General features: G+C 62.4%; 20 protein-coding genes. 8 read left to right on the top strand and 12 right to left on the bottom strand.

What is annotated here, in order from left to right; all coding sequences use genetic code 11:
- The first annotated feature begins 611 nt into the window (after positions 1-611).
- Positions 612-1934 carry a hypothetical protein gene (locus HNR01_RS18605; protein WP_183669020.1) on the top strand — a complete coding sequence of 441 codons (1323 nt, stop codon included), beginning with the start codon at positions 612-614 and terminating at the stop codon, positions 1932-1934.
- A 19-nt stretch (positions 1935-1953) separates the two neighbouring features.
- Here the strand turns inward: HNR01_RS18605 and HNR01_RS18610 are convergent, their stop codons facing one another.
- From HNR01_RS18610 to HNR01_RS18625, 4 genes are all read right to left on the bottom strand, one after another.
- Entirely contained in the window at positions 1954-2664 is a 711-nt protein-coding gene (locus HNR01_RS18610) for a methyltransferase (RefSeq protein WP_183669022.1), read from the bottom strand.
- Positions 2665-2711: 47 nt separating this feature from the next.
- Positions 2712-4136 (bottom strand): glycosyltransferase family protein, encoded by a 1425-nt coding sequence (locus HNR01_RS18615; RefSeq protein WP_183669024.1) that lies wholly within the window; start codon positions 4134-4136, stop codon positions 2712-2714.
- Between the two features lie 495 nt (positions 4137-4631).
- A complete protein-coding gene (locus tag HNR01_RS18620) occupies positions 4632-4883 on the bottom strand; it encodes a hypothetical protein (RefSeq protein ID WP_183669026.1) in 252 nt (83 codons plus the stop codon).
- 10 nt (positions 4884-4893) lie between these two features.
- On the bottom strand, positions 4894-5160 hold the full coding sequence (locus HNR01_RS18625; RefSeq protein WP_183669028.1) for a hypothetical protein: 267 nt from the start codon (positions 5158-5160) through the stop codon (positions 4894-4896).
- A 124-nt stretch (positions 5161-5284) separates the two neighbouring features.
- On the opposite strand from HNR01_RS18625, the gene HNR01_RS18630 reads away from it, so the two are divergent.
- Together HNR01_RS18630 and HNR01_RS18635 are read left to right on the top strand one after the other, a co-directional pair.
- Entirely contained in the window at positions 5285-5740 is a 456-nt protein-coding gene (locus HNR01_RS18630; RefSeq protein WP_446685699.1) for a LexA family protein, read from the top strand.
- Complete coding sequence (locus HNR01_RS18635) at positions 5737-7068, top strand: Y-family DNA polymerase (protein ID WP_183669030.1); 1332 nt, start codon at positions 5737-5739, stop codon at positions 7066-7068. Before HNR01_RS18630 ends, HNR01_RS18635 begins: the two co-directional genes overlap by 4 nt.
- On the opposite strand, the gene HNR01_RS18640 is transcribed toward HNR01_RS18635, so the two are convergent.
- The 7 genes from HNR01_RS18640 to HNR01_RS18670 all read right to left on the bottom strand — a co-directional run bounded on the left by HNR01_RS18640 (position 7048) and on the right by HNR01_RS18670 (position 11445).
- Positions 7048-7473, bottom strand: coding sequence for a hypothetical protein (locus HNR01_RS18640; protein ID WP_183669032.1), 426 nt, complete (start codon positions 7471-7473; stop codon positions 7048-7050). The two genes, HNR01_RS18635 and HNR01_RS18640, sit on opposite strands and share 21 nt — an antisense overlap.
- Before the next feature lie 1027 nt (positions 7474-8500).
- Complete coding sequence (locus HNR01_RS18645; protein ID WP_183669033.1) at positions 8501-8875, bottom strand: DUF4440 domain-containing protein; 375 nt, start codon at positions 8873-8875, stop codon at positions 8501-8503.
- A 177-nt stretch (positions 8876-9052) separates the two neighbouring features.
- The gene (locus tag HNR01_RS18650) at positions 9053-9295 is read right to left on the bottom strand and encodes a hypothetical protein (RefSeq protein WP_183669035.1); all 243 of its coding nucleotides are present in this window, start codon (positions 9293-9295) and stop codon (positions 9053-9055) included.
- A gap of 27 nt (positions 9296-9322) precedes the next feature.
- Positions 9323-9598 (bottom strand): adenylosuccinate synthase, encoded by a 276-nt coding sequence (locus tag HNR01_RS18655; protein ID WP_153873214.1) that lies wholly within the window; start codon positions 9596-9598, stop codon positions 9323-9325.
- Between the two features lie 25 nt (positions 9599-9623).
- Entirely contained in the window at positions 9624-9878 is a 255-nt protein-coding gene (locus HNR01_RS18660; RefSeq protein ID WP_026105362.1) for a hypothetical protein, read from the bottom strand.
- Between the two features lie 433 nt (positions 9879-10311).
- A complete protein-coding gene (locus HNR01_RS18665) occupies positions 10312-10479 on the bottom strand; it encodes a hypothetical protein (protein WP_183669037.1) in 168 nt (55 codons plus the stop codon).
- Positions 10480-10566: 87 nt separating this feature from the next.
- Positions 10567-11445, bottom strand: a complete 879-nt coding sequence (locus HNR01_RS18670; protein WP_183669039.1) for an NAD(P)H-hydrate dehydratase — start codon at positions 11443-11445, stop codon at positions 10567-10569.
- A gap of 227 nt (positions 11446-11672) precedes the next feature.
- Between HNR01_RS18670 and HNR01_RS18675 the strand changes: the two genes are divergently transcribed.
- The 5 genes from HNR01_RS18675 (at position 11673) to HNR01_RS18695 (ending at position 14011) form a co-directional block, all read left to right on the top strand.
- The gene (locus HNR01_RS18675) at positions 11673-11963 is read left to right on the top strand and encodes a hypothetical protein (protein WP_183669041.1); all 291 of its coding nucleotides are present in this window, start codon (positions 11673-11675) and stop codon (positions 11961-11963) included.
- 80 nt (positions 11964-12043) lie between these two features.
- On the top strand, positions 12044-12406 hold the full coding sequence (locus HNR01_RS18680; RefSeq protein ID WP_017483376.1) for a hypothetical protein: 363 nt from the start codon (positions 12044-12046) through the stop codon (positions 12404-12406).
- Positions 12407-12615: 209 nt separating this feature from the next.
- Positions 12616-12867 (top strand): PilZ domain-containing protein, encoded by a 252-nt coding sequence (locus HNR01_RS18685; RefSeq protein WP_183669043.1) that lies wholly within the window; start codon positions 12616-12618, stop codon positions 12865-12867.
- 223 nt (positions 12868-13090) lie between these two features.
- Entirely contained in the window at positions 13091-13264 is a 174-nt protein-coding gene (locus HNR01_RS18690; RefSeq protein ID WP_183669045.1) for a hypothetical protein, read from the top strand.
- Between the two features lie 540 nt (positions 13265-13804).
- On the top strand, positions 13805-14011 hold the full coding sequence (locus tag HNR01_RS18695) for a hypothetical protein (RefSeq protein WP_017483373.1): 207 nt from the start codon (positions 13805-13807) through the stop codon (positions 14009-14011).
- A gap of 47 nt (positions 14012-14058) precedes the next feature.
- On the opposite strand, the gene HNR01_RS18700 is transcribed toward HNR01_RS18695, so the two are convergent.
- Complete coding sequence (locus tag HNR01_RS18700) at positions 14059-14334, bottom strand: hypothetical protein (protein ID WP_017483372.1); 276 nt, start codon at positions 14332-14334, stop codon at positions 14059-14061.
- Positions 14335-14537 lie beyond the last annotated feature (203 nt).

A 14537-nucleotide genomic window follows, 5' to 3' on the forward strand; every position in this document is an offset into this window, starting at 1 on the left:
GCCCTCGCTTCACAGCCGATGAGTGCCGAAACTGCCTCGCCGCAGCCGGTTACGATACAGACTTGGCCGTCGCTACGTGAACGGGCACGGCTCTATAGGCTTCCGAGAACGCGACCGATGGCATCGGGACTTTGCCGCGGCGCGCCCCCGTCTGGGCGGTGTGCGGGCTCGCAGCGGCCGTGGCAGGTCAGATCTATTGTGCCTGCAACTATACGGCCGGGCTTGACAGCAAGATCGGAAGCCTCACCGAGAACGATCTCCGTCTCGCCGAGCGGGCTCGAATCAGGAACGCGATCGGGACAGGCTGCCGAAGTTCGAGGAGCGCTTAGACCGGATCGAAGAGCAAATGTCTATGATGATCGAGTTGCTTCGCGTGACCAGGCAGGAGCGGCAGGGGCAACCTGGGCGCGGAGGCTAATGCCGGCCGTTAACATCCGTCGACACACCGACCCGAGGCTCCGGCCTTGGGGCTTTTTCGTGATGGTATCGACAGAGGGCTATATTCAGGCGGGCAGGCTACAGATTATCACCAATCCGGTATGCTGGTTGCAGAACATCAAAGCGCACGTTGCGCCGCCAGCAGCGACGCTGAAAACACGGAAGTATGAGAGATGATTAGGTTCATACCGACTATACTCGTATTGCAGTTGATTATGACTTTATCAGCAAATGCTTTTGATCAACAGCAGCCCGACAAGTCAGGCGTGGCGGCCCAGCTTTGCAGTATGCCGGAGATGAACAAGCCAGGAACTGGAACACTTGCTGCCACACTGTGCGCCGATATCGTTCCGCCCATCATCAGCTTCATGGAGTCCGGACTAACGGTTCATAGTAGCCGAAAAAAACCAGATCTCTCGATTTCTGGGATTTACAACCCTGCAGCGATCAGCTTCGGACTCGGAAACCGCATAAGCTTTTGTCCCGAGCTTTCTTGTGTCCGTGGTCCCACCAACGGTTCGGTCGTGCCGAGCTTTTTCGACCATCAGCGAGCAAGCCTTCTCATCTCAGGCTCTTCGCAACTGGACGGTGTAGCTCAGGAACAGCTTCTCGCTATTGTCGGGACCGTAGCAACCGGCCGCTCCACCCCATGGAAACCGCGCTACTCGTACGCGATCGGGGACAACATCAATCGGATCGAGCCGAATGGAACCGGGGCAGTCTACCGCGCGGTGAAGGCTGGTACGAGCGGCACATCGGCACCGCCTGCCGTACGTCCGGCAAGCCTGCCGTCTACCTTCGCCGACGGTACAGTGGTCTGGGAATGGATCAACGATCCCGCAATCGCCGTGAAAGCGAACTTCTACAACGAGCAGACAGTCAAAACGGGCGCAGGCTCCACTTGGGCGCAAGCACATAATGTCGAGCTAAAACCTGGCGTGATGCCAAGTTTTCACGTCAATACGGAGCTTGATTTTGGAAATAACAGCGGTACTAATTGTGGATTTGGCAACGGCGACTGCTTCAATCTCTTCATGCGTTCCGGAGGTAAAAATATGCTGACGGGACACATTCAGGTAGATGGCGAGCCTGTGTCTGGTAACTCCTATGCCGCCTACTTCGGTATCCGCATTGCTGGCGCTAAAGCCTCAAAGATCGCAGACATCATCACCGAAAGCTCTGGCGCAGTAGGAATTGGTGTTTGCTCTTCGGGCGTCACAACCTGCTCCCACTCTACGGCTAGCATCAACGATAAGTCCGCATCTCCAGTGGGGTTAAAGCTGGAGGGCACCTATTCGGGATATGCTATTCAGAGTCCAGGGTTCACAGTAGACCCGCAGGGGTTCGCGCGTGTCGCTGGACTAAACGTGGGTACTGGAACGCCTTCGTCATCAAGGTCGCCATGCAACGCTGGCGACCTGCGGTTCAGCGGTGATTATATCTATGCCTGTGTAGCCAAGAATACGTGGAAGCGTGCTGCGCTTGCTAGTTGGTAGCGACAAGTAGGAACTGCGGCTACCGCTCTTTAGCTCGCATGAAAAGCCAGTGTTGTTGACACATCCTATTTTCAGACACCAGATTCCACCGCTCTGGGTCTGTTAGATTTGCAAGTATCGGGAAGGCATTTGGGTTTCTGCCAGCCGCCCAAATTACTTCGATTTGATGAGTCGGGAGGAAATGCGCAAACAAGCTTGGTGTTATATGACCATTTATAAAGTCATGACATTCTATCAGGATATCAGATGACCGAAGGTAACCCGCAGCCTCTGGGTTGCAAAGCAAGTCAAATTCGTACCCTTCGCAGTCGCAAAGTATAAAAGAACGCCCTTGCTTTAGGACAATATCTCGTAAGTGTTCCCGTGTGCAATCATTTCCAAAGGCTATGAGACTCGCAACACCGTTTTCTTCGGCAGCCTCCCGCGCCACCGCCAATGCCCGGTCGTTTAAGTCGAAGGCATAAACACTTAGATCTTTAAACATTCTTGCTAGACCAACTGCGTAGAACCCTTCCGCGCAGCCGACATCTACGACAGAGCCATACCGTTCATTTGACGCTTCGATCAAAGCGGGGTGTAGCTCCTGCTCATACATGCCCAATAGCTTCGTACTAATATCTCCGTCACCCCACGAAAATTTGTTGATGAGTTTCATCCCCTTAAATGGGCCATGTTGCACGATCGAGCCTGTCGCGTTGATAACGATATTGTTGAGACGCGTTCTATCCATCGGAATTCTCCACAAGGTCCATATGCATATAATTACGGTTTTGTCAGCTATAGTGTATCCGGTGCCATGACGTGTTCGAAGTAGCTTTTTATGCGGTCAATTTTGTGCATTGGGCCTACGCCACCGCAGAAGTGAATCAGCCCTTTGCCAGTGATCTGATCGTTTTCGATTGGTGGCCATCCATGTATGAAACGGTCGACAGCGACAACATCGTAACTTGACAGCTTGTTGAAATAATAGTTCGCGACTGGTTGATCATAGACCTGATGGCTGTGCCTGTCCGTTCCAGTCTGAATTTGAAGATAAATGCAGTTTACGATCGACTCGAAGTCTATTTTCACCCGCTGAGTGTTTCTAAATCCGATGACACCGGTGCTAAATCCAACATTTGGGTATGTAATCTCGGCATTTTCGTCTTTCGAGGTTAGAACGCCTCCGTAGGGGTCCAATGACAGCTCGCCTTCGGCTTTAACGAAAATGTTGCTTTTGCCGGCCATGATTTCTAAAAAGAGATTATCGATCGGTGAGTTGCAGATAATATCGGTGTCCATATAAAGAACTGGCTGATATTGCTGGATAGTTGATAGGCCCGAAATTTTGAAGCGCGCACAAACCATATCGATTTCATCAATAACAGGCATTGCAATTATTTCGAGGCGTTCTGGCTCGATAAAATCTAGTAATGTATAAATATAATCTTCATCTCTATTGCTAATTATCAAATACCTACCATCGAAGTTGCCATGCGCCTCAATGCTTCGGATGCACATGTTCAGCAAAGTAAAAGATTGCTCTCTCCCGAAGGCAGAAAAATATATCGCTGGATTGTATAGCGAGATGCGATCAATTTTAAATTCATCATAAACGACGCTGAACTCTTTGTCGCCCATCGATGTATAATTTGTCAGAGAGTCAAATGATAAGTACACGCCGCCGAAATTTATGCGGAAATTATCTGCAATCGCGATTTGTGATTTTCGCACGACAGCCTTTCTTTCCTGTGAATACCAGTCGTTGCTGAGAATGCTTGAGTGCAAAGAATCGTCAGGCAACAAGAAAAACCGTTCATAGATTTCCATATAAACCTTAAAATCTACCGAGCCATCTGGGTTGCACGACAAAAAGAACCTATTTTTTTCAAAATACATATATGTATCAACATAGGCGATAGCTCTCATGGGATCTGCTATGAAGTCTTTTGACTTATAAGTGGTCAAGCCGTGGTTACTTGGCATGACGTAGCGGACGTCGCCGTAGCTGTCTCTGTACGAAAAAAATGCCGAATTTCCCTCGATTATGACGCGAACCACTTGCGGATGGTTTATGTCCTCGCCTGCGCGCAGAGCTTTTTCAGCTTCCGAAAAATATAGTACTCCCCCATGGATGGAGATGCATTTGTAGCCTTGATCCACGGTACGCCCTCGCTCAGGCGGCATGGCCGCAAGCCACACGCCGCTCGTTCCAATCTCCATGCCTCACGCTGATGCGGCTTGGACCTTGGTGAAGCCAGACATGACGTTTGTTCGATTGTCCAGACCGTAGATGGCCGTCGAGCCTGGCACGGTTGAGGCTCTGGAGGACAGGCTGTGCTCAGATCCTCGTACGCACGGGCTCGGTTTTAAGCCAAAGGTCGCTATCACGCCGCCGCCAGCATCCGCTTCCGTACCTCGGCTGGCGCTCCTAAGCCTAAATCGTTATCTGACCAGCCGCCTTGGAGCCTGTGCGCCTCACGCCGAAGAAAATGCTTGGCAGGCAACTCCAGCAGCTTGTCGGCGGTCGTCTGGCCTTTGATCGGCGCACAGATAAGTGTCCGGAGATCTAGCGGCTCCGAGGCCACAGCCCGTTGATCGCGATCTTCTCGTCGGCCTCTTCGACGTGGAGACGCACCACATCGCGCGACGGCGGATCATCGGGTAGGGCTAGGAACAGGTAACGGTGGGTCGGGAGGCCCGTACTCGCCGCCACGGTTACGCAGCCCGCAGGCTCTCGACAGATTCGTCCACCTCACCGTACTGGCCGAGGATCGGCCCACTCTCCAGCTCGCCTATCTCGTCGTCGGCCACGATCTGGAGGGCGGCCGTTCCCGGCATGCGCGTGGCCATCGCCTCGGCCCGCTTCATCGCACCGCTGTTGGTGTTTGAGACCTGCCGATCGCCGGGGACGAGCCGCTTCCGCTTCAGCGCAAAGGTTTGCACGAGGAGGGCCGTCTTCATTGCCATGGTGCTCTCCTCAGGCTGCCAGCGCCGGCAGGCAGCCGACCTCGTTCGCGATCTCGTCGAAGCCCATCGTCATCACGTGCTGCCCGTAGGCGTCGTGCACGTCGACAATCCAAGCTGACCAGTCGAGCGGCGCAGCGCAGCTCTGCATCAGCTCGAACGCCACGGTGGCGCAAACTGGGCGCAGATCTTCATCGGACACGGCGCGCCCCTTCAGGTCGAAGACGACATCGAGGCCGTCCGTGCAGTGGACGTGGCAGCGCTCCTGCGACGTCGTCATCACCCCTTCATCCCCGTTATCCACAGGCGCCCACAGCCGTTTGCGCTTGGTCTGTCGACTCGATTGAACCAGCGGCGCGCGTGCCGTTTGTTCCTCATCTGTTCTAGCGCAGATGGGGGCTCGGGTGAGGCTGCACACGGCCACGGAGCTACCGCAGGAAGGGTTTTCCACATTCCGTGTGCCGCTGATGGGACCGGCACTCTGTGCAAGTTTCCCCTCGCCAGCTGATGACTTCGTGGAGAACGCACTGGAGCTGCCGCGCTGGCTCGTGCCGAACCCGCCTGCCACCTTCCTCTGGCGCATCGCCAGCGACTCGATGCGTGATGCTGGGATCTTCGACGGGGACCTTGCCTGCGTCGATCGCAGCCTCAAGCCTGGCCATGGCAGCGTCGTCGTCGCGGCGGTCGATGGCGAAATGTCGATCAAGCGCATGGTAGTCGAGGGCAACACCGCACGCCTTGCCTTCGACTATGCGGCCCTGCCCGTCTACGCGCTCGATGAGTTGGCCGAGGTCGATGTCTGGGGCGTGGTGCGCTTCACCATCCGCTGGCACGTCGCCCGCGGCGGACAAGGCCGATGAGCGGCGCCGACGCTCGTCTGCGCGACCGGATCGGTGGCGGCCGCGCCCTCGCGCTCATCGACGGCAACAGCTTCTACTGCTCGTGCGAGCGCGTGTTCGACGCAAGGCTCGCCCGCGTGCCGGTGATCGTGCTGAGCAGCAACGATGGCTGTGCCATCGCCCGCACCACCGAGGCCAAAGCGCTCGAGATCAAGATGGGCGACCCCAACTTCAAGATCCGCGGGCTCTGCGAGGCCCAGGGCGTGCGCGTGTTCTCCTCGAACTACACCCTATACGGAGACATGTCGGCGCGCATCAACGCGATCTATCGCGACGCCACGCCCGACGTGGAGGTCTACTCGATCGACGAGAGCTTCCTCGATCTGTCCGGCTTCGTGCGCCGGACTCGTGTCGCGCTCGCCCGGGACATCCGCGCCACCGTGCGGGCCTGGACCGGCATCCCGACCTGCGTCGGCATCGGCCCGACCAAAACGCTCGCCAAACTCGCCAACCACATCGCCAAGACCGTGCCGGAGCTCGACGGCGTGTGCGACTTGACCGAGCCGGCGGCTTACGAGCACTGGCTCTGCCGGATCCACTTTGGCGAACTGTGGGGCGTCGGCTGGGCCTCGCTGCCGAAGCTGGAAACCCTCGGCATCGACACCGTGGCAGACCTGCGCGATATCGACCCGCGGCCGGTGCGCAAGGCTCTGACGGTGGTGGGCGAGCGCATGATCCACGAGCTGCGCGGCCTCTCATGCCTTGGGCTCGAACTCGTGCCGGCCCGGCGCAAGGGCTGCGCCGTGACGCGCTCGTTCTCCGGCCGGATGACGGAGCGATCCGAACTGGAGCAGGCGGTAGCGGCTCACGCCACGCGGCTCGGCGAGAAGCTACGGCGGGAAGGGCTGGGGACCGATCACATCACCGTCTTCTACCACACGAGCGAACACGACCGCGGCGAGCCGACGCGCTCGGTTTCGACGATGGTGACGCTGCCAGAGGCGACCAACGACACGCTGGCGCTGATCCCTGCGGCGCTGCATGGCGTGGCCCGCACCTGGCGCGAACAGGACAACCCGCCCTGGCGCTACGCGAAGGCGGGCGTGGTGACGGTCGACCTTGTGCCGCTGGCCGCCTCGCAGCGGGCGTTGATCGGTCGGCTTGACCGCGAGCGCTCGACGCGGCTCATGGGCGCGATGGACGCCTGCAACGCCCGCTTCGGCCGCGGAAGCGTGGTGCCGGCGCGGGCTGGCCTAGAGCGGCAGCGGCATACCTGGACGACGAAGTTCGCGATGCGCACGCCGCGCTACACCACGCAGGTGAACGAGCTACCCGTGGCGCACGCCTGATCCGCCAGGCTCAAGCCATCTGCGCCGGAGCCGCGAAGCGCAGATCAGAACGCCGACCGGTGCGCCCGGCACGTTCCGGTAGCCGCTCACGTTGCCGAACAGGATCCGGTTCGGCTCGATGCCGATCGCCTTGTGACCGCCCGTGATCATCCCCCCGCACCAATCGACTCGCAGCGTGCCGTGCTTGGGATGAACGCCGAAAAGCCCGGTTGCTGTCCAGCCCAGGCGGACGGCCTCGGCGCCGAATCGCGCGATGAAGTCGGAGCAGGCGTCGTGGACGTTGGCCCAGGCAGCCGCGCTGACGTAGCGGCACTGCGGGCTGGTAGAGCGGAGAATGCCGAAGGCCTTACGCCACTCGGCGGCTTCGGGCGGGAAGGGATCGGACGCGAGTTCGGGAAGGAGCATTGCGGCTGCCGGCTGATGGCGGGGCCGACGGCATAGGGGCGCCAGCTTGCCTCAGGCCTACTGACATGGAAACCCGACTTGGCTCATCGAAGGCGCGCCCTGGAGCTCGAGCCAGAGCTTGCTCACACCACTACCCGTGAGTCCGCCGATCAAAGGTAGCCAGCACGTCGACAACCTGCTCAGCGAGGGCGCGTGCGATGTCGTGAGGAAGGCGGCCAGATGACGGTAAGGGCCGCTGATCCAGTCGCAGCCGCGACAAGATCTCTGCAACTGCTTTGATCCGGTCCTCTTGGGTCTGTTGGTGTGTCACGACGCCTACCTCCGCCCGCATGAAATATCATGCATCAGCCAGATGCAATATAACGTGCGTCAGTGACTTCAATCCTGATGCGACCGCGCGATCAGGATAGCAGTGCATAACGCGCTGCGCTTGAGGCTCGCGCCGGTCTCGAGATTAGCGACGACCCTTCTCCCCCAACTGGCAGCCGGCGGCCGTGTCAACGAGACCGAGGGCTGTACACGACTGTGATCGGGTGGGCGTCGGTCTTCGGGTCAGCGAGGTGCGCAATTGGAAAACGCTCCGCAGATGGTGCGGGGCAAGCCAAAAATTTCCCTTTTGCGTCAAAGGGTGCTGTTACCCCCGGGTGCGGGGGTTAAGTTGCTGCAGCAGCTAGCTTATTCGCGATCTGCTCGGGGAGCCAAATCTTTCAACATGATTTGAAGGCCGCATATTTGCGCCGCCTCCGACGGTTGAACAGCCGTCTTACGGGTTGGAACGTCACCCGCAATCGCACCGTGACCTCATCGCTCATTCAGCGCTGCGGGGCACGTTCACTCGGATGCGAGGCCGCTTTTCCGACCAATCAGCCAAGCTGGCTGGGCGGATCGCTCGCCGTTCAAACCGGAGACGGAGCCATCGAGCAGTCGTGCGGCCGCCCTACCCGTTGTTGCGGTTTGTCAACAGCCGGCTCCCCGCAGAAGGCGGACCTATCCGTCGACGGCTGCCATGGGAAACGCGACAGGTCCGTCAGTGTCCCTCATCGACTGCCGGCGCGAGGATGCGTGGGGTCTGCTGATGCTGCACGACGCGCCACTCCTCATGGGAGAGCCGGCGGTAGGTCGAAGTGCAGTGCGCCTCGTAGGTCTCCTCGCCCCGTTTGGCCGTCACCGAATAGGCGATGACGATGAGGCCCTCCTGGGGACGGGCGATCCGGCCGTCGTCGATCACGACCTCCGACCAGCGCGGCGTGTCGGAGACCGCCTCGATCGCCTGCGCGCCGCCGAAGACGTAGGGCGGATGCGGCAGCGCCATCAGGCACTCGTCATCGACCAATTCACGATAATGGTCCGACCCTCCGGTCCAGAGGCTTTTTTCGAACGACCAGACACGATCATCGTCCACGCGGCTCTCCTCAGGTTCTCGACGTGCCGAGACAAGACCGGCCCGCGCCGATCGTTCCTGAGGTCGCCACTTATCGCGCGGCAACAGTCCTCTTGCCGGATGAGCGAGAGAGGGCTCAGCCGCGTTGCCTGGATTCGAGGCCGCGAATGGACCTTTGCTCTCTTCCCCGATCATCATTCAGAACGGCCAGGGCTTCGCGTCCTCATCGACCGGCAACCGTTCACCCGGAGAGATCAGCGGCACGATTTCGTCGAGCGGCTGCGGCACGCGGATCGTGCGTCCCGCCGCGGTGATGAAGGTCTCGTTGCGCATCAGATCAGTGTCGCTGACCGCCTGCACACTGGAGACGCGCAGCAGGTGACGGCAGCCGTCACCGTCCTGAACCTGCAGGTAGGCGCCGACCCGGCGCACGGCGTCCATGGCTCGGTTCTTCTAAGTGGTGGCGCCTCACGCGTCGACGACCGTGAATTCCATTCCGCGTCCCGGTCCCTGATCGGCATAGTCGATGAGCGTCAGCCCGCGCTCGGTCAGCGTCTCTTCGACGATGTCGCGGTGCTTGCGCACCATCTGTCCGATCGCCAGCGGCGTCAGGCGCGGACTGGCGCGACGCAGGGCATCCACGCCGACATGGGCGGGCATGCCCTCGCTCTCGGCGATGCGTGCTAGGGCCAAACCCAGATCGCGCGCTTTCGTCTCCGCGGCCGATTTCGGCTTGAAGGCCATGTGATTCCTCTCTTCGATCCCCGCGTCAGGCGGCTTGCAGCGTGTCGGCAAAATCATCCGGCACGTCGCCGAACCGGCCGAGAATCGTTGCGCTTTCCAGCTCCCCGGTCTCGTCGTCGGCCACGATCTGGATAGCGGCCGTGCCCGGCAGCCGCGCCGCCATCGCCTCCGCGCGCTTCAGCGCACCGCTTACCGTCGGCGACACCTGCTGATCGCCCGGACACAGGCGTTTGCGCTTCAGCACGAAGGTCTGCACGAGATAGGTCGTCCGCATCGTCACCCGCGTTCTCCCTCGCTGAGGCCGGATCGGCCGTCATCCAGGCTTGCCGCAGCGGTACGGACGGCGTGCGACCGTCACCTTCCTGCCGCCTGGAGACAGGCCACACGTCTGTTCCGTTTTCGTTCTAGCACAGAAGGCGACGTCGGGTGAGCCAATTTTGCGAAAGATGATTCGCTGCAGACGGCGCGCTCTTGCCCCATCGCGGCGATACCGGTCGAGAAGCGGGACGCTCCAGACGGTCGGAGCGGATCCCGTCCCGGGTCAGCGCGCGGCGGTCCGGGGCAGTCCAGATCACTCGGTCGGCAGGGATCGAACTGGCTGGCTGAGAGGCAGACGGCGCGGCGCGTTCTCTGACGCGCTTAGGCCGGTTGACAGCTTGTGAGAGGCCTCTCCTTGGCTTGCTGAGCGCTCTGCAAACCTCGGCAGAGGATCGTCAGCCGCCGCCGATGCCGGTGACGACCTTGCCGGTGCCGTTGCAGTCCGGGCAGCTCTTGGCTTCGACACGACCGCTCCCCCCGCACCGGGGGCACAGGTTCTCGCCCGTACCGGGCGTTCCGGGCGGCGCGTCATCGCCGGGTTTCACTGGCTCCGACTGCGTCATGATCGCCCTCCCTGGTCTGAGGTAGGGCAAAACCTTCGCGCTTGGGGCCATGTTCCCGGCATCGAAGCGTGTGCCGAGCGACGCGCCCTAGGCCTCGCGCAAGAGGGCGGGGATTTCGCCGGCGATCTCCCGTGCCAGGAAGCCGATCGGTCCCACTCGTTCGGCCAAGCGCCGCCCCGCCTGCCCGTGCAGGTAGACGCCCCAGGCGGCCGCCGTCGCCGTCTCGGCGCCCCGTGCGAGGAGGCCTGCGACGATGCCCGAGAGAACATCGCCGGAGCCTGAGGTGGCAAGCCCCACACCGCCACCGTCGTAGAGCCAAGCCCCACCGCCGGGATCGACGATCCAGCTCTTGGCCCCCTTCATGATCACGACGCATCCGAGAAGCGCGGCGGCCCGGCGGGCGGCTGCCAGAGGATCCGCCTCGACCGCCCCGCGATCGATGTCGAGCAGCCGGGCCATCTCACCGGCATGGGGTGTGATCACCGCGCGACCGCGGCAGCACCGAACCGCCTCGGCCTGTCCGCCGAGACCGGCGATCACCCCTGCATCAAGCACCAGCGCGGCCGTCGAATGGGCCGCCAGCAGCGTGCGGGAGAGGGCCGTTGCGACCGCGTCGGCGTTCAGGCCCGGGCCGACCAGCGCCGCGTCGCAGCGCTCCGCCAGGGCCGGCAGGCGCGCCACGGCATCCGCCGGATCGATCGCGCCTTCGTCCGTTTCGGCGAGCCCGATGACACGGGCCTCGGGCACCGCGACGGCTAGGTTCGCCGCGGCCGTCCTGACGGTCGCGATCCGGAGGCGGCCGGCTCCGCTCCGGAGCGCGGCGATCCCGGCCAGGAGGGCGGCGCCCGGAACCTCGACGGACCCGCCGACGACGAGAACGGTGCCGCGTTGCTCCTTGCCGCCCTCCTGGGGCATCGGCAGAGGCGTTTGCCGAAGGTGATCGAGCGTCAGGTGGTTCTGGGTCATTGGGCAGCTGTGTTCGCGGTCGTGGCGGCCGAAATCATGCCGCGCCCTCCGCGGTCGCGCGGGCGGCGCTGGAGCGGAAAGCCCGTGACGGCACGGCCGTATCCCTCCGGCTCCAAAGCGATGAAGCGTCGCTCCCTGCGAAAAGCACCATCGATCGCAAATGGCCGGTGATTGGATACAAAGCCGCCGCGCCGGGTTCCCCGGTGGATGGATCACTGGGACGAGCCATGAAGACCTTCCTGATCTGCGCAAGCGCCGTCGGCTTGGCCGCCGCGAGTCTCGTGCCGCTGACGGCGGGGCCGGCCGATGCCCGCTCGCGTCACAAGAGCCGCGGAGTCGTCACGAACGACGGCAGCGTCACGGGCGGGCGTGGTCGGGACCGAACGATCTCCCGCGGCGCGACCGGGGCCGGCACCATCAACAGAAACTCCGCGGCCGGCGGCAACGCGAACCAGCCCGAGCGCGCGGTCCCGCAGGGCAGCGGCGGCGGCGGGAGCGGCGGTGCCGGAGCTCAGTGACCTGAGCGCGGACGCACGCCGAAGGAGCCGGTCCACACCGTGATCACGGCAGCGGGCGTTGTGAAGGAGACGTTTGACCGATGGCCCTCCGATCCGAAACGCCGCCCCCGCCCGCCGACCGTGTGCCGGAAGCGCCCGCCGCCTCGACGCGACCGACCAGCGCGCAGTTGAAGGCCGAGATCGATTCCGGGCGCACTGGCGACAAGATCCCCGCCCACGATCCCGGGCTGTCGCCCCTCGGCACCGATGACGAGGCGGCCGGCAGGCCTTCGTCCTCATCGCGCATTGCCATGGCGCGGGACGAGGAGACCGGGCCCCGTCGCGTCAGGGCCGGCAGAATGCGGACGGGACACGGCACCAACCGTGGGGTCATGTCCGCCTATTACGGTATCATCGCAGCGGCTGCCCTGACGGTCGGACTCGTCATCTGGTTCCTGCGCTGAGCCCGCCGCCTGAGCCCGAACGATGGGTTCGGTGCCAAGGTGGGGAACCGAGTCGCGACGGCCTCCGAAACCGGTGGGTTTGGGACCGCCCAATCCCGTTCCTGCACGGTGTCGGAGTGGACAAGGGTCGTTTGCTGCAACTTTAACGAGGCGCGAAACGACATCTTATATGGTGCCTGCCAAGCTTGCGCGGTCACGTGAGGACATCGATGTCCAGACAAGCCGCGATCAACCCCGACGCAACGCTTGCGACCGGCGAGGCGGGTTTGATCGCCGTCGATGAACACACCTCGATCGGATGTTGGGTGAACGACCTCTCGGGAACGGAGATCGAGATCACCGTCCTGGACACATCGTGTGTCCCCGACGTGTTCATGCTGACATCCCCGGCCCGCGAGCTGCTCAAGGTTTGCCGGACGGTCTGGCGGACGGACGAGGTGATCGGAGCGCGCTACCGTTAGCACCCGCGTTGCTTCCTCGGCGCGCCGGAGCGGGAGCGGATTGTTGTCCTGTCCGTCATCATCTTCGGTCAACGACGGAGGGGCTGCTCCGGTGGGTCCTCTCGTCGCGCTCCCCGTTCCCGGCTTGCCCTTACGAGGTGAGTCAGCCTCCTGCCGGCACGCGGCCAGTCCGTGATCGGCGAACTCTCGACCGGGGTTCGGGTTGCCACCGTGGAGGTATGCCATGGCCGAGTCGAGAAAGCCGGACGAAGTCGAAGCGCCGGATCGCCCCCGGCTGACGCCGCAGGGTCATAGCAGCGGAACGCCATCGGGCCAGGACGACACCGACCCCCAGGGCGGCGCAAAGCAGGGACAGGGCGACAAGGCGGAGGGAGAGCGGCGCGAGGCGGAGCGCTGATCAGCGGCTCGGTTATCGCGGACTGCCTTGGCCGGAGAGGCGTGGCGGGCCGGATTCTCGGAAGAATGCCGACCCGCCTGTCGCCTGCGTTCCGCATGGGGGCGGGCAGCCCAACGACATTGAGCAAACGGCGCGGAAGCGGTCCGTCATCCCAGGCGCTGCAAAGGAATGATGGCCTCGTTCCGCCTGCCGAGCGGCTTAAAAAGTGTGGGCCTTCGGGAGTTGGCTGCTGCCGGTTGGACGGGATTGGCACGCCGATGTGCGCCAGCACACCCACTCCGCCCGCTTCATTTCACCCTCGCGTCGCCCGTCGACCGGGTCGGGAGGCGTTCCCGTCCGAGCGGGCTCGTGCGGGAGAGGATGCGCAGGAAGATCTGGGAGAGGAGCGCGGAGCCGCCGGAGCTGAGGGCGGCTTTGCCGGGAAGGGGTGAGGCCGTTCGCAATTTAAGGCTCCGTTAACCACCTTCGTGCAATTCTGGGCATCATCGCTTCCGCTGGCCGGTTGCGTTACGGATCCTGAACAGTTGGCCCGGTCGAGCCATGGCACATCTCGCGACGGACTATCCCAGCGGAGCGATCGTCGAAGCCGCCATGCCGGCCCTGAACGGCGAGAGCCGCGACCGCATCGGGCAGGGCCTGCGCGAAGCCTATGTGGAGCGCTGCGACGCCCAGCCGATCACGGCCGAGCAGGTCGAGATGCTGCTGCGCCTGCGGCAGAAGGAGCGCGACCGGCGTCGCAGCCCCTGATCCGCCCGGACCTTACGGGCCCGCTGCGATGAACGGGCCGGCCCGCGCTACTGCCAGCGCCGCGCCTTCGGCTGCTGACGCCGGACCTCGGCGGCGCGAATCATCGTCAGCACGCGGTCGAGATCCTTGAGCAGCGAGGATTCCGTTGCCCGTGCCGAGGCGATCTCCTGTTCGTCGCTGCCGAACCGCTGGCGCTGCTGCTGCAGCGTCAGCTCTTCTTCGAGGGCAGCCCGCTCCGCGTGAAGCGCCCGATAGGCCGCCTCCTGAGGATCGGCTGGATCCAGCGCAGGATCCTCCTCGCGCGATGAATGCGGTTCCGTCACGCCGACGGTCTCCTCGAACTCACTGGCATGAACCCGCCGCGGTCCCGGATCGCGCGGGGTTCCAGATCGCTGAGGCAGCCTCCAGCGACAGTACCTTGGGGGTAACAGCAGCTGGGACGACGGCCACAGGACCTGTTCACGTAACGCTCGAGAGCATCCGACGGTCCCATCCTCAATCAAATTCCGTCTCCGCCGGGGCTGTC

The organism is Methylorubrum rhodesianum (assembly GCF_014199985.1).
In the GTDB taxonomy this organism is placed as follows: domain Bacteria; phylum Pseudomonadota; class Alphaproteobacteria; order Rhizobiales; family Beijerinckiaceae; genus Methylobacterium; species Methylobacterium rhodesianum.